This window comes from Lysinibacillus sp. Y5S-8 (assembly GCF_036894365.1).
Taxonomy (GTDB): Bacteria; Bacillota; Bacilli; order Bacillales_A; family Planococcaceae; genus Lysinibacillus; species Lysinibacillus fusiformis_D.
In genome coordinates this window covers 2,402,468-2,417,510 of record NZ_CP145889.1, presented here as the reverse complement: position 1 = coordinate 2,417,510, position 15,043 = coordinate 2,402,468, and the positions used below count along the sequence as shown (strand labels likewise).

Here is a 15,043-nt window from a genome sequence, read left to right as displayed (position 1 = left end):
ACGAACAGAAAGTTACCGGTTGATGAGAGGTGCATGTAAAACGATTGGGAATTCATCTTGGAGCTGCGTACCGAAAAGATTATTCTAAGTAGGCTACGCCGGTAAGCACCCGTAATCATGTGCGAGAGTATCGTCAAATGACCGTACTTCTTAAGGTAAGTAATGTGAATTGCTTATAAATTAAAGGTGGTAACACGAGTTGAATCGTCCTTTTGGTTAATCCAAAAGGGCGTTTTTTTTATTCCTTTTTTGAGCAAGTATTTGAAAATCTAAACGTATTAGGAGTAAGACATTATGAAAGATAATCATCAAGATTCACAGCTAAAGCGCGGATTAAGTACTCGTCACATGCAATTAATTGCACTTGGTGGGTCCATTGGGGTCGGTTTATTTTATGGCTCTAGTTCAACAATTCAAATGGCTGGACCATCTATTCTACTAGCTTATTTAATTGGTGGATTAGTTATTTTCACAATTATGCGTGCATTAGGAGAAATGGCAGTAGAGGAACCAGTATCAGGCTCGTTCAGTACGTACGCGAATAAATATTTAGGACGCTTTGCGGGGTTCTTATCCGGTTGGACGTATTGGTTCATGTGGATTGTCGTTGGTATGGCAGAATTAACAGTAGTCGGTGTATACATTAACTACTGGTTCCCTGATATTCCACAATGGGTAACTGCTCTTGTAGTCCTTGTTATTATGACGCTTGTAAACCTAGCAAATGTAAAAGCTTACGGAGAATTCGAATTCTGGTTTGCGATGATTAAAGTTGTTGCGATTATCGGTATGATCGTTCTAGGATTAGCCATTATTTTCTTCGGTGTTGGCAACCATGGTGAAGCAATTGGCTTCGATAATTTATGGGCACACGGTGGCTTCATGCCAAACGGTTTCCATGGTATTTTAATGTCACTAGTATTGGTTATGTTCTCATTCGGTGGGGTTGAATTAGTTGGTATTTCTGCAGGAGAAGCTAAAAACCCTAGCAAATCAATTCCTTCAGCTATTAACAACATCGTTTGGCGTATTTTAATTTTCTATATTGGTGCATTAGGCGTTATGATGGTTATTTATCCTTGGAACGAAGTTGGTTCAGAAGGTAGCCCGTTCGTTCAAATTTTCGATTATGTCGGCATCCCTGCTGCGGCTCACATTATTAACTTTGTTGTCATTACAGCAGCAATGTCGGCATTTAATAGTGGTTTATACGGTTCAGGACGTATGCTACATAACTTATCAGTGCAAAAAAATGGTCCGAAATATTTTAAAACAGTAAGCAAAAACGGTAGTCCGCATAGAGGAGTTTTATTTTCTTCAGCGGTATTATTAATTGCGGTTGTCTTAAACTATGTAGTACCTGAAAAAGTGTTTATCTATATTTCTGCTGTTGCGACGGTTGCAGTCATTACAAGCTGGATGATTATTTTATTAGCACAATTGAGATTTAGAAAGTCAAAAACGAAAGAGGAAGTAGCTGAACTGAAATTCAAAATTCCGCTTTATCCACTTTCTACGTACATTGCCATTGCATTCTTATTAATGGTTATTGTGTTAATGGCCTTTATTCCAGATATGCGGGTTGCCCTATATGTCGCTCCAGTTTGGTTTTTAATCTTATTTATTGGATATAAAGTAATAAATATTAAAAAGTAGTTGAATCTTTGCATTTAAATGATACTTCTTCAACGGAGACAGTCCTTTTGGTTTGCTTGATTGGTTACACCTATCTCAAGATTAATAATTTTTATCCACTAGTAAACGTTAATAACAATATCAAATGAAAGTTTAGAAAGAAATCGAAATCCAAGAAATGCTGTTAAACCAACATTTCTTGGATTTTCCTTTGAATATTGTTTCTACAGCTTTTTATGCAAAGGGCTACGATAGTAATTATGCAGAGTGTGTTATCTGAATAAAATGGTTGTAAAAAGAAATTGGAAGGGTTCTATGGGTGATAGGTTACCCTTTTTTAATATATTGATAAATAATAGCTCTCTAAAAATGGAGGCTATTTGATTAATTTCTAAGACAATTTAAAATGTCATCTGCCAACATTTTTGAACTAGCAACGTCTTTAAGTTGGGTAGGGTAGGCAACCATCTTTTTCTTTATTATTGAACTAACGGGGCAGTTTAGTTGAAGAGTGTTGTTTAACTTGTTACTCTACAATCGGGCTATTTTCTTGAGTAACATATTTAAAGAAAATTATTATGGAGTAATGAAATTGTGAAGATTTTCACTTAAATTAAAGGAGCAAATTAGTTTAATAAGGTGTTTGTTTTATCATTAAACAATAAAGATAGATGATCAAAGAAAAGAAGTAATACAAGTTAATATTAGTTTCGATGAACCGTAGCGTAAGATAAGAAAAAGCCATTCCCTCCACAAGTGGAGAGAATGGCTTTCCTTCATAAATCGCAAAACTACTGATTACAGTTTTGCCCAACGTTCCTCTAACCAGTTCATAAATTGTACACCTTTGTCGCCTTCATACGCATCAAAGACATCTAAACGCATACGTTTTAGTTTATCCGCAAAGTCTGCCACTGTATGATCCTTCGGCAAGCTCTTTTTAACCCGCAGGAAAATTTTGTCTGTTCCTTTGATAATATCAAAACGTGCAGGCGATGGCTTCTCTACGTCTTCGCCAAGCGCCGCAAGTGCTTCATAGGCTGCTACTTGCACCTTGTAGACAGTATCATGTTGCATACGATTTATTAATAAATCTATGATTTTGTCATGTTGATAAGCCGATAACTTTTCGACTGCGTCTAAACGCTCTCGCCAGCTAGACGTATAATTTGCCTGTTTTTTTAATGTTTCATACTGCTCAGGTAATGCTGTTTCAAACTGTTTCAAATAATTGCACCTCTTTTTTTAACTAGAGGAAAAATGAATTCTTTTTCTTCTGCTTCTCTTATTATACGTTGTCTTAATGAAAATAGCGATAAATCGCTGGTAAGGATATATATATAGAATGGAAACTAACTACATTAAGGTGAACCGTATCATAATTATGTACTATCTTAAACTAACGAGGGCTTTAATTTAAGAAGACATATGCTTATGATCTTCCACAAATGGGGCGCTATTTTTGCGCTACATGGATGGCTAACGGAATAATGGAATTAAGATAAAAAATGCCAAGTTCAATTTTAGTATCGAGGAATTACGCTTTTTAGAATTAGAATTTCCCTAACATTGAAATTCCGCATTTTCTTAAATTACATCAAGTTGTATGTATAAAACATCGCTTAAAAAGTGCCTCCTAAAGCAACCCGTTCTAGATTAGAACGGGTTAGCTTTACTGAGACTATAAAATTAAATAGCTATATTGTCACTTTATATTACTTCATCTGGTGGTTGTGTCTTTCTCCATCCATAAAACTGCATGATGTCTTTTGATCTTATAAATCATTTCAATTCCCACCTTTCATGTTTTTTAATTAACAAAATTAATATTGACGAATACGAATATAATTTTCTACTTTTCTTCGGTTCTCTTCAAAGATTTTTTTCACATTTTCATTATGAAGTGCTTGCTCACGAGAGATCTTACGTTTTGTAATAGTTATCGTGAGAGCAAAAAAGTTTAATATCATTTATTATCACCTCCTTAAATTCCCATGAAAAATGAAAAAAACCGTAGAGAGACTCCTCTACGGTGAAAAAAGGCACAAAAATACCGCAGGGGCACACTTCTCCCTGCGGTATGGGTATGCTTAATTACAAAAAAACTTAAGCGATCCATTCCGATCTGGTCGAATGCGTGATTTTCATTTTTACTGAAGTTGTAGCTACCAATGACATTAATTTAACGATAACGATCATTTCATTCGACCTCCTTAAGAATTTTTTATTTACTTTGTAAGTATACACATCTTTAAGTTGTTTGTAAACATCTTTTACTAAGATTTCCTGATTGTGTTAATGACTAGAAAAACTCTTTGTTGCTTTACATTGTTAGTTACCTGATTTTTTCGGAGTATCAAATAAATTAAGACAGGGATTTCAGAAATGGTTTAGGATTATTAAATTTAAGGACAATTTAAAGTTAAAGGGGCTTTAGATGAAAAACAATCTTCCACAATCGGGCGCTTTCCTTGAATAAGGAAAGTTTTATAAAGGGCCAAATTGTAATAACTTATATTTTAAAATAACTCCAAATTCAACTTTGAGAAATTTTGTCAATTTATATCGTTAAAAATTAGATAATAAAGTTTTGATGCATTAATAACATTAGGTGTGAATAAATAAGGGGGATATATATTGAGTACTTTTGTTTATATCGTAAGACACGGTGAGTCGCCAAAAGAAGGAAATGAAAGAACCAGAGGATTAACCAAAAAGGGTACTTTAGATGTTGGGCGAGTAGCTGACATATTGAAAGATGAAAAAATTGATGTAGTTGTTTCAAGTCCATACATACAATTATGATCTTGCAAAACCTGTTAGAGGATAGGAAAGAAGATGAAGTTCGCTTAATTATCAATATTGCGAATGGCATAGCTTCCGTTGTCATAACACCGGAATAATACACAAGAAGAGAAAGTGTTCTTAATGTATAAGAAAGTTGTTTGATTTGAACATTGAGCAGAAAGGATAAGCTTGTTATAATCAGTTGGAATTGTAATTGAGAATGATAATCATTATTTGATTAATGTTCCATTTCAATATAAGTGTAGATAAGGGAGGAAGAAATAATGTTATTATCCGGCAAGAAAATAGCTGTATGGATTATGCTTGGTCTGCTCCTAGTCCTGACGGCCTGTGGAAGTAAATCGATCAAAGAGCAGGAGACAACAGCAACATCTGCGCCTGTACAACAGACCGCAGGATCAGTAGAAGATAAGCAAGATGCGGAGCAAGAAAATTCTGAAGCGCAAACGAGAGTCGTGCAGGATGAATTCGGCGATGTGGAAATTCCGGCAGTTCCTAAGCGAGTAGCTGCGATTTATTTGGAAGACTATTTAACAGTTTTGAATGTGGAACCGATCGTCCAGTGGTATCATCCGTGGTGGGGCAAGCAGGATTATCTGAATTTGGACGTACCCCTTTTCGATATGACAGGCAGTATTGAGGCTTTACTCGAAGCGGAGCCGGATATCATCATTGTGGATGGAAGTGTGGATGCCGCTAAATACGAAATATATTCGAAGGTAGCACCAACCTATAGATTGAAGGAAGAAATCCTTCTCGATCCCGAGGCTATCCTCAGTACGATCGCGGATGTGCTCGGTATCCCGGATCAAGCTACAACGGCAATGGAACATTATAATCAGGTGATGAATGATACCAAGCAAAAGTTGCAGGCGGCTGTGGGGGACGAGACAGTTGCTGTATTGCGACTTGAAGTAGGTGATAACTCCCTTATTATGTTCAGTGAAGACAATCGGTATATTGGCAACATCTATCATCAGATGGGGCTGACGGCAGCACCGCTCGCGAAGGGGATGGATGCCTTTAATGAGCTGTTGTCCGAAGAAGTGCTCCCTGAGCTTGAAGCGGATCATATCTTCATATTGACATCTGATGGCGGCTGGGATACGGAGAGTAACAAGGATGCCATTTCCTGGCTGGAAAACTCATTCTGGAAAAACGTTCCGGCCCTTAAGAATGGACAAGTCTATTATGTGGATAGAACGCACTGGCAGTCTGGCGCTATAAAGGCAAATTTAATGAAGGCAGAGGATTTGCTGAAGCATCTCGTTAAATAAACAATTTTTAGATATAGAGATTGCGGTCTCAGATTTGCGAACTAGTGCTAGTGTGCAAATCTGGGGTCGCTTTTAGATTGCAAAGCATACAGATCTCCTTTGCAATTGGTATTGATGATCAAAGTCAATTGATGAGGATTTAAGCAAATTATTCGAGAAATATTTGATCAGGATTTTTTCAAAATGGATTCTTTGATTTTCCATTAAATGCAACTTCATTGGATATTTATAATCAATCTTTATTTAATACCAACAATTAATGACTATCTTGAATTAAAAGAGCAAGTGAAATGATGGTGGCTTTAGTTGTATAATTTGGCTGGGGTTGAACGTGGGAACAGGAATATTACCATACAAACCTTAGATAAAATTATTGACGGCTTGGAAGAAACACCAAGTAATATCTTTAATTTCGATACTCTGAATTTTAATAATAAGTACTTTGAAAAAAAAGAGTTGATTATGATCTTACAAAATCTGATTGAGAACAGAAATGAAGCTGAAGTTCGATTAATTTTAACTATTGCGAATGAAGTATTTAATACGTATGAAAAAAAAGAGAAATAATCAGGGGATTGATAATATTTGAGACTTCTATAATCCACTCATTAGAGTGGATTATTTTTTTATTATTTTAATTGCATTTTACAAGTAATTACATTATAAATATTTACATAATTTTTTAACTGAAAACGGTATATTAGGCAAAAATAAACATTTTGAACACGTTTATTTAACATTGTGAGGGCGATGGAAATCTACTTTTTTACATTATTACTTGCAAAATACAAATAATTAAGGGAGGAATAAGAATGAAAGAGATACTTGATACAATTGTTATTGGCGGAGGGCAGGTAGGCCCTGCATCGGGTTATCATTTACAGAAAAAAAGACTACTTTTGCTTTTATTATATGTGTAGACGTTTTAGATATGGTAGACCTAGAATAAAGAAATAATATATGCTTAGGAGATAAAAAATGAGATCGTTCTTAACATTAAAGGCTCGAAAAAGAAATCTTTATGAATTGTATTACAAAGGTCCAGAAAATCGAATCACAGAATCTTTTATTAAAATGCTAGAGAAATCAAAACCAAGTATAACACCAACGTTTTTAGAGCTATTAGGTATAAGAGAATGCCATAGTGTGTTCAATTATAGCTTGCAAGTAAATCATAATATTAAGGAAAGTGTTTCTAATGCCATTGTATTAGGTATCTCAGGATTTACACATGAATTTGACATTAAAAAGGCACTTTCGAAAAAGGATAAAAACGGAAATCCTGATGCTCATATTTATGCTAAAGATAATTCTATACATATCCTATTTGAAGTTAAAATCGGTAATAACAAACTAACTGACGACCAACTTTATAGGCATAGTAAACGTTTTAAAAATTTGAACCAAGCCGATGCCAAAGTACACATAATAAATAAAACTTGGAATGAAATTAGTAGTCAACTAAAAGTAATTTTAAATGATTACGCGGAGAGTCATCGTAATTATTTATTAATTGATGAATTTTTAGATTTAATAACTCCAAATGGATATAAAGACATCTTTTTTTATAAAGAGAATGAGCATTTAAAGAATGAATATATAGCACTAGATAATTTTATCAAGAGCTTACCAGAAGTTTCAGTAGAAGAACGTAACGATGAATCAATAGATTATTTATATAATGATATAAATTTCGCTACAATATTTCCTAACAATATTTCCTAAAAACAATAGCCTTATACTAAAGTCAAGAAAAGCAAATATGCAAGCTATAGTTAATGACACTCTAAATTTTGAACATTTTAATGCAGTAAATGTAAGGAAGGATAGAAAAATAAAAGATGAAAGATATAATTTCACTCGGCTAAAGAAGGAAGGAATTATTGTTCTTTATTATAAAAATGATCGGGCTCGTATTGAAGAATTAATTAAAATTGCATATAGTGTTCGTAAAGTAAAAAATAAATAAAATGATGTAAGACTAAAATTTGAATTTTCACCATCCCTAACAGCTTTAGATAGTACAAGTTGAAAAGGAAGGATAAGGTTGCTTATGTGTGTTATTTAAGTAAAAAGTCATTCAACTTTACACTATTAAAAAATTAACGCATTTGGGAAAAGTAAATACATATAAGACAATAATATTGGAGGATTATATGAAAAAAGCATTTAAATTAAACAATCAAAATGACTTCGCTTTTTACTTATGTAATTTAATCATTTATACTAAAAAATCCTTATCAATCTATGAAAGGTATCATGAGGAACTACAAACATATATAACCGATAATCAAATTACAGCAGTTACAAGAGTTCCTAAAAACGTATATGAAGATTTTAATAATAAAATGAAAGGAGTTAATAGTACTCTTCTGAATTTGATTGGCGATCATACTAAAAATGCGATGTCCTATAAGAGATTTAGGTCAATTGCTGAAAAAGATCGCACTGTCAGTAAGCTATTAGAACCATTGTCTGAAGAATTAAAAAGAGTGATAAATATTATATATGAAACGAGGAATTGGGGGCTTCACGAACCCGAATCACTTCTTCTTTCAAAGATGGAAGTAGCGAAGAGGGAAGGATTAGTTAGTGTTGTAAACCCTATTATAATCACAGACTTTGAGTGTGTTGTGGGAAATTTTTTACTAAGCTTAAGTAATGAAACAAAGAAAATTGTATCTACATATAACGAAATTCTTGTAAAGATGTTAGATGATCATTCTAAAATAGTGGAGCAAGAAATAAAAATAGAAATAAGGAAAGAAAAGGTTAGAAGTCTTTCTGAAATGATGAGTATTGTACAAGGTTCGTGGCAAATGCAGATAGGAAAAAAGAATTAAAGCATCTTGAAGTAATTAAATCTTCAATAGAACACCCACTAGATAGGATCATTAGCAGCTGTGAATCTATTGCATATTAGATTTTGTAAAAAAGTAACCCTTTTTACACAAGGGGTTACTTTTTAATTTGTCTTTTCAAGCTAAGTTCTCCATAATTAACTTTTTGAGGAGGTTCATTGTAGTATTTTCCTTCTGATGACCCCTCGTTTAAATAGAAGTCTAATGCCGTAATGCCACTATTAGGACCCATTGTACCTTCGGATTTAACTATCCTATTTTTGATTAACATTTGGGTATTTAATTGACTTTAATTACTTCAATATATCTATACATCCCACTTAACATAACAGGGTCATCTTTTATAATTTTGAGCTTTTGTTCGTTCTGGTTAAATAATTCCTCAAAACTTCGACCAATATCGGTTCCTAAAATGCTTATAAACGGCCTTAATAGTTTTTTTGTTAATGTTATTTTTTGATTTTTAGGAGCAAATTTATCAAAAATCAGAATCCTTCCATCCTTCTTTAAAACTCTTATCATTTCTCCTAAACACTTACTTTCATCGGGAACGACAGAGAGAATTAAACTAGCTACAATATAGTCAAATGATTCATCTTCAAACGACATTTTTTGAGCATCCATTTCTAAAAATTTGATAGAAGAGTGCTTGAATTTACTTTTAGCTTTAGCTAGCATGTCAGGAGAATAATCAATGGCTGTTATATCATACTCTACGTAATCAATTAAATCTAAATCAGCTCCAGTACCAACGCCAACGTATAAGATTTTTTGTTTACTATGAAAGGGTACTTCTTGAAAAATCCTCTTTCTAGTCTTTAAAAAAGTACCTGTATTAAAAAAATTATCATAGAAGGAAGAGCCAATTTTGTAGATAATCTTGTTCCAGGTATTATTCAATTTCTCATCCAACCTTTCAACAGAGCATATAACTCCTAAAATCCTGTGAACCCTCCAAAAATAGGAGTTACCCATGCAATAATTTTTGTCATCATGTCAAAGTATAATAAAATCCCCATTAAAATCATTATCCATCCGCCAATGATCATAAATTGATGGCTTCTTTTTTGGAAAAAACGTAATTTGCCAATAAATAGCGACATCATAAGAAACGGTATTGAAAAGCCAAGTACATAAATGAGCATGTATAATAAGCCTTTATCGGGGTTTGTTAGTCCTAAAGCCATTACTCCAGCTAAGATTGGACCTGTACAAGGCGTCCAGCCGGCAGCGAAACCTATCCCTATTAAAATCGAGCCTATGTAGCCACTAGGTCTTTTTTTAAACTGAACTTTCTTTTCAGAGAGTAGAAAATCTAACTTAAGGATGCCAACGCTTATTAGCCCAAAGAAAACCATAATAATGGCACCGATTTGTCTCAATAAATCTTTATATTGAATAAAAAATGTCCCTATAAACGAAGTCGAAAGACCAAGTGCTAGAAAAATGATGGAGAAGCCAAGTAAAAATAATAATGTATTTTTTATTGCGTGTCGGCTTAATATCCCTTTGTTTTCTTTTAATTCATTTAACGAAACACCTGTTATATACGAAAGAAACGCTGGATATAACGGTAATGAGCAAGGGGATAAGAAAGATAATAATCCTGCTCCAAAGACTAGTAATACATTAATCTCATTTTGCAAAGATTACGCCACCTTTCTTTTGCCTCTGGACATAGCTATCATACTAATTGATATGAGTGTAAAGGCTGTTAATGCTAAGAAAGGGATAGTAACAAACCCAAACCAATTAATATATTGAATATTACATGGTACACCACTTACACATGGTTTAAATCCACCAAATCCAGGGATTTTCTGTTCAAGATAGTGAATAAGAGATATACAGCCTCCAATAATGGAAAGAGGTAAAACAAATTTTCTCACTGTTACATCACGTTGAAACATCGCAATTCCTAGAATAAAAACAAGTGGATACATGAAAATTCTTTGGTACCAACACTTTTCACAGGGGATAAATTCTCGAATTTCACTAAAATATAAGCTGCCAAAAGTAGCAACTAATGAGACTAGCCAGGCAAAGTAAAGTAGATAAATGTCTTTAGAAGTTCCTTTCATCACTTTATTCATTTGCAGCACTCAATTCTTCTTCAATAATTTTTTGAATTTGTTCATAATCAAATGGATCACTTAATTTTTTATCACCAATGATAATCGTTGGTGTGACACCTACTCCATGCTTTTTATATAAAGCAATATCTGTTTCCACTTGTGGCATTGTCAGCTCTTGTTCCAAGTCTTGTGTTAATTTTTCAGGTGATATGGATGGCAGAGTGCTGGTAAGCTCTAATAATTTTTCTGTTGTTACCCATAATTCATCATGCTTTGCTGTTTCTGGTTGTGAGGAGAAAAGCGTTTTATGGAAATCCCAATATACACTCGGGTCTTGTTGATAAACAGATTCCGCAGCCAAAGCTGCTAAGATAGATTCTTGTCCATGGAATGGAACATTAACATAGGCAAAATTCACATTCCCACTTTCGATATATTCTTCTACTAATTTAGGAAATACAGTATCTCCCCAAGCCTTACATGCCGGACATTTGAAATCACCGAATTCAACAATTGTTACAGGAGCGCTCGCTTCTCCTAATAGAGGTTGACCTTCTATAGAAGGTGGCCCAGTAGGAGCTTTCTCTGGAACAGGATCATTCTTTTGATTTAATACAACGATCCACGCAATGAATATAAAAACAAGTAGCGTTAGGATAACAGCGATTTTTGCGCCTTTATTTTTCATGTTACATAACCTCATTTTTTTGTTTTTTGAATTTGATAGTATGTTGCGCTAGCCTCTTAATCACTTATTAAATGTTAAAATCCTAGGTGATGTATCCGCTTTCACTTAACGATTTTATTTAATGCATTTTATAAGAGTATTTTTAACACTCACACCTCCAATAAACTAATTATTAAAAAATTTTGACAGACATATTAGATAGTGCTAATATGATGGACACACATATTAGTGATATCGAATATGATAATAACAAAACATATTAGCAAAGTCTAATATGAATTGGAGGAGATTTTGTGACAGATAATTCTTTAGATATAAAAATTAAATTAATTCATGGTTTTTCTAATAAGGTAAGACTTCAAATATTAGAGTGTATTAAAGAGCAGGAAAAGACAGTATCTCAAATCGTTGATGAACTAAAGGGCAATCAGTCAAACATCTCACAACACTTAGCCTGTTTAAAAGGTTGTGGCATTATTGTTGGCCGCAATGAAGGGAAGTATTGCTACTATAGCTTGAGAAATGAGCGTATCCGCGAACTTCTTGAAATGTTTGATACTGTTTTAGAAGATGTTCACTCTGATGTTGCATGCTGTGCAAATCATATAGATTAGAGGGATTGAGATGGCAGACAAATGTTGTAATTCAAATAATCATGATGATAAAAATGAACAGGTAAGTAAGAGCTGTTGTGATTCAAATCATCATAATGATAAAGGTGAGCAGACAAGTAAGAGTTGCTGTGATTCAAATCATGATGACGATGACAATGATGAGCAGATAGGTAAGGGTTGTTGTTCTTCAACCACAACATCAAAAACTACTGAAAACAATAACATTACATGTTGTAGTGGGGAATCGAAACAGTCATTTATCCCGCTTGAAGATATTTCAGCAGCAAATCATATCAACTCAAATCAAAAAGAAATTGATAGATTTCAAATGTCGTATCGGATTTTCGGAATGGATTGTGCAGCGTGTGCGAAAACGATAGAAAAAGGGTTGGTTACTCTCCCTGATATTCGTACAGTTCAAGTAAATTTCAGTACTGCAAAAATGCAAGTAAGTGCTGATTCTACTGAAGCATTATTGCCTATTGAACATACGGTAAAAAAATTAGGATTTACTGCAGAACCCATCCAACAAAATAATCATCTAAAAACGTATGATGTTGTTGGCATGGATTGCAGTAGTTGTGTGAAAAGTATTGAAAAACACTTAATGAGTTTACCAACGGTTTCAACAGCTAACGTTAATTTTTCTACAGGAAAAATTAACGTTGAACACGTTGGCACTTCAGATGAAATTATTTCTGAAGTCTCAAAAATTGGATTTAAAGCTTCTCTTGTAGAAAATAAATCCTCAAACACAAAACAAAAGCAATCGAAAACGGAAAACAAGATCATTATTTTTTCAGGACTTTTAATAGCATTAGGATTTATTGGATCTTATATAGCTCTTCCTGAATGGCTAAGTAATCTTTTTTATGGGATTGCACTAATTATTAGTGGATATAAACCTGTACGAAGTGCATTTTATGCAGTTAAGAGCCGAGCGCTCGATATGAATGTTCTAATGTCTGGTGCAGCAATAGGTGCAATGCTGATAGGAGAATGGCTTGAAGGCGCGACGGTTGTTTGGCTGTTTGCTATTGGGACTTACCTACAAACAAAATCAATCGAACGTACTAGAGATTCAATCTCAAATTTAATGGACTTAGCTCCACCAGAAGCTTGGGTTAAAGTAGGTTCAGCAATCGAAAAGAAACCTGTTGAAGAAATTAAACTTGGCCAAATCATTGTCATTAAACCAGGAGAAAAAATTCCATTAGATGGTGAAATTCTGGAAGGCGAATCAAGTATTAATCAAGCCCCAATAACGGGTGAATCTATACCAGTTGATAAACAAATTGGTGATATTGTTTATGCAGGTACCATAAATGAACATGGCACATTGGAAGTAAAAGTAACTAAACTAGTTGCAGATACTACGATTGCTAAAATTATTCATCTTGTAGAAGAGGCACAAGAGAAAAAAGCGCCAACAGAAGCATTTGTTGATAAATTTGCTAGCATTTATACACCTATAGTATTTATCTCTGCATTAGCATTGATTATTATTCCACCTATACTTGGCTTTGGAACAGCTGGCGAGTGGTTTTATAAAGGTCTTGAACTATTAGTCGTTGCTTGTCCATGCGCATTAGTGATCTCAACACCAGTAGCCATAGTCTCAGCTATCGGCAACGCAGCTAAAAATGGTGTTCTCATCAAAGGTGGTACATTCCTTGAGATTGCCGGAAAGATCGATGCCGTTGCTTTTGATAAAACCGGAACATTAACAGAAGGAAAACCTACAGTATCAGATGTTCAAGTCGAAGAGATCTCTGAAGTAGAATTACTATCCATCGCACTAACATTAGAGGAATATTCCACTCATCCTATTGCTAAAGCCATTACAAATTATGTAGTGGACCGCAAGATTGAGAAAAAAATCGGAACAGATTTCAAAAATATTGTAGGGAAGGGTGTTCAAGCAAAAATTGAAGATACGATTTACTATGCAGGAAATGTGAAGCTTTTCGAGGAGCTTGGTGTTCCATTAAATAAATTAATCCAAAGTATACAGGAAATGCAAAATCGCGGGAAAACAGTTGTTATCATTGGTACAGAACAACAAATTTTAGGTTTAATTTCAGTATCAGATAAGATTCGATCTTCAACTGTTTCAACCTTAAATTTACTGAAGCAAAAAGGCATTAATCAAACAGTAATGTTAACTGGTGATAATGATGGTGCTGCTAAAATGATAGCTGCTGAAGCAAATGTTGGACGTTACTTTGCAAATCTACTACCGGAAGATAAAGTGAGTGCCATTCAGAAGCTTCAAAATGAAGGTTACACAGTTGCAATGGTAGGAGATGGTATTAATGATGCCCCTGCACTTGCAACAGCAAATTTAGGCATTGCAATGGGGGGGGCGGGTACCGATACAGCCATGGAAACTGCAGATATTGTATTAATGGCCGATAACCTTGATAAATTACCACATACGATTAAACTAAGTAAAAAAGCTCTAATGATTATTAAACAAAACATTATCTTTTCAATTATCATTAAGGTTATAGCCTTAGTGTTGATTTTCCCTGGATGGCTTACTCTATGGCTAGCAGTTTTAAGCGATACTGGGGCTGCATTAATTGTAATTTTAAACTCACTTCGATTACTTAAAACAAAATAAATCGAGATGAATATAACAGACCAAAATTTAGATATGATAAAAAGCGAATTTGTTGATGAATTAGATAGGAAAATAATGTAGGTTAAGTAATAAAACACAAACCAGCTGTTGGTTATTTACTACAGCTGGTTTTAATGTATAAAATTAATTTATTCTTATTTTAGTTTCATGAAAGACCTCAGTATTTAGCTGTAGGGTCCTTTTACAACAAGAAAAGACCCGAAGTTCTTGTATATGTACAATAGATATTATGGGGAGTTGACTTATTAAAGCCCTCCTCCACGCCAAATAATTTTAGTTTACATAATATAAATTATAGGAAGTTACGTTTCATTGAAAAGTATACTAATAATAGTGAGACGAAATGATTGTACATGGACATTAAAGTCTAAACTTTACTTCAATGTCAAAAAAGTTTAAACTTTGGTGTCTTCTTTTTATTCCTCATTGGATTCACTC

At 33.9% G+C, this 15,043-nt stretch carries 14 protein-coding genes, 1 pseudogene and 1 other annotated feature (1 of these 16 only partly in view); of the genes and pseudogenes, 9 read left to right on the top strand and 6 right to left on the bottom strand.

Annotation, left to right across the window (positions count from 1 at the left end; genetic code table 11):
* Positions 1 to 215: a binding site (T-box leader), on the top strand; it begins 37 nt to the left of the window's first position.
* A gap of 79 nt (positions 216 to 294) precedes the next feature.
* Positions 295 to 1,656 (top strand): amino acid permease, encoded by a 1,362-nt coding sequence (locus V6670_RS11755; protein WP_141905803.1) that lies wholly within the window; start codon positions 295 to 297, stop codon positions 1,654 to 1,656.
* 777 nt (positions 1,657 to 2,433) lie between these two features.
* Here V6670_RS11755 and V6670_RS11750 read toward each other — a convergent pair.
* Positions 2,434 to 2,862 carry a HEAT repeat domain-containing protein gene (locus V6670_RS11750; RefSeq protein ID WP_036126241.1) on the bottom strand — a complete coding sequence of 143 codons (429 nt, stop codon included), beginning with the start codon at positions 2,860 to 2,862 and terminating at the stop codon, positions 2,434 to 2,436.
* A 596-nt stretch (positions 2,863 to 3,458) separates the two neighbouring features.
* On the bottom strand, positions 3,459 to 3,605 hold the full coding sequence (locus tag V6670_RS11745) for a YrzI family small protein (RefSeq protein WP_141905802.1): 147 nt from the start codon (positions 3,603 to 3,605) through the stop codon (positions 3,459 to 3,461).
* A 667-nt stretch (positions 3,606 to 4,272) separates the two neighbouring features.
* On the opposite strand from V6670_RS11745, the pseudogene V6670_RS11740 reads away from it, so the two are divergent.
* The 6 genes and pseudogenes from V6670_RS11740 to V6670_RS11715 all read left to right on the top strand — a co-directional run.
* Positions 4,273 to 4,428 (top strand): annotated as a pseudogene (locus V6670_RS11740) (histidine phosphatase family protein); the annotation flags it as partial.
* 278 nt (positions 4,429 to 4,706) lie between these two features.
* Positions 4,707 to 5,720: an ABC transporter substrate-binding protein gene (locus V6670_RS11735; protein WP_338651204.1), complete on the top strand. Its 1,014-nt coding sequence runs from the start codon at positions 4,707 to 4,709 to the stop codon at positions 5,718 to 5,720.
* A gap of 315 nt (positions 5,721 to 6,035) precedes the next feature.
* The gene (locus V6670_RS11730; protein ID WP_338651203.1) at positions 6,036 to 6,287 is read left to right on the top strand and encodes a hypothetical protein; all 252 of its coding nucleotides are present in this window, start codon (positions 6,036 to 6,038) and stop codon (positions 6,285 to 6,287) included.
* A 411-nt stretch (positions 6,288 to 6,698) separates the two neighbouring features.
* Positions 6,699 to 7,445, top strand: coding sequence for a hypothetical protein (locus V6670_RS11725; protein WP_338651202.1), 747 nt, complete (start codon positions 6,699 to 6,701; stop codon positions 7,443 to 7,445).
* A 37-nt stretch (positions 7,446 to 7,482) separates the two neighbouring features.
* Positions 7,483 to 7,689 carry a hypothetical protein gene (locus V6670_RS11720; RefSeq protein WP_338651201.1) on the top strand — a complete coding sequence of 69 codons (207 nt, stop codon included), beginning with the start codon at positions 7,483 to 7,485 and terminating at the stop codon, positions 7,687 to 7,689.
* Positions 7,690 to 7,876: 187 nt separating this feature from the next.
* Positions 7,877 to 8,563 (top strand): hypothetical protein, encoded by a 687-nt coding sequence (locus V6670_RS11715; RefSeq protein WP_338651200.1) that lies wholly within the window; start codon positions 7,877 to 7,879, stop codon positions 8,561 to 8,563.
* A gap of 297 nt (positions 8,564 to 8,860) precedes the next feature.
* Here the strand turns inward: V6670_RS11715 and V6670_RS11710 are convergent, their stop codons facing one another.
* The 4 genes from V6670_RS11710 to V6670_RS11695 are packed head-to-tail and all read right to left on the bottom strand — an operon-like array spanning position 8,861 to position 11,344.
* The gene (locus V6670_RS11710; protein ID WP_338654597.1) at positions 8,861 to 9,481 is read right to left on the bottom strand and encodes a class I SAM-dependent methyltransferase; all 621 of its coding nucleotides are present in this window, start codon (positions 9,479 to 9,481) and stop codon (positions 8,861 to 8,863) included.
* A 35-nt stretch (positions 9,482 to 9,516) separates the two neighbouring features.
* Positions 9,517 to 10,227, bottom strand: a complete 711-nt coding sequence (locus tag V6670_RS11705) for a cytochrome c biogenesis protein CcdA (protein ID WP_338651199.1) — start codon at positions 10,225 to 10,227, stop codon at positions 9,517 to 9,519.
* A gap of 3 nt (positions 10,228 to 10,230) precedes the next feature.
* Complete coding sequence (locus V6670_RS11700) at positions 10,231 to 10,674, bottom strand: disulfide oxidoreductase (protein WP_338651198.1); 444 nt, start codon at positions 10,672 to 10,674, stop codon at positions 10,231 to 10,233.
* Positions 10,667 to 11,344: a DsbA family protein gene (locus V6670_RS11695; RefSeq protein WP_338651197.1), complete on the bottom strand. Its 678-nt coding sequence runs from the start codon at positions 11,342 to 11,344 to the stop codon at positions 10,667 to 10,669. Before V6670_RS11695 ends, V6670_RS11700 begins: the two co-directional genes overlap by 8 nt.
* A 293-nt stretch (positions 11,345 to 11,637) precedes the next feature.
* Here V6670_RS11695 and V6670_RS11690 point away from each other — a divergent pair, with 293 nt between their 5' ends.
* Positions 11,638 to 11,958: a metalloregulator ArsR/SmtB family transcription factor gene (locus V6670_RS11690; protein WP_338651196.1), complete on the top strand. Its 321-nt coding sequence runs from the start codon at positions 11,638 to 11,640 to the stop codon at positions 11,956 to 11,958.
* A 10-nt stretch (positions 11,959 to 11,968) separates the two neighbouring features.
* Positions 11,969 to 14,584: a heavy metal translocating P-type ATPase gene (locus tag V6670_RS11685; protein WP_338651195.1), complete on the top strand. Its 2,616-nt coding sequence runs from the start codon at positions 11,969 to 11,971 to the stop codon at positions 14,582 to 14,584.
* The last annotated feature ends 459 nt before the right edge of the window (positions 14,585 to 15,043 follow it).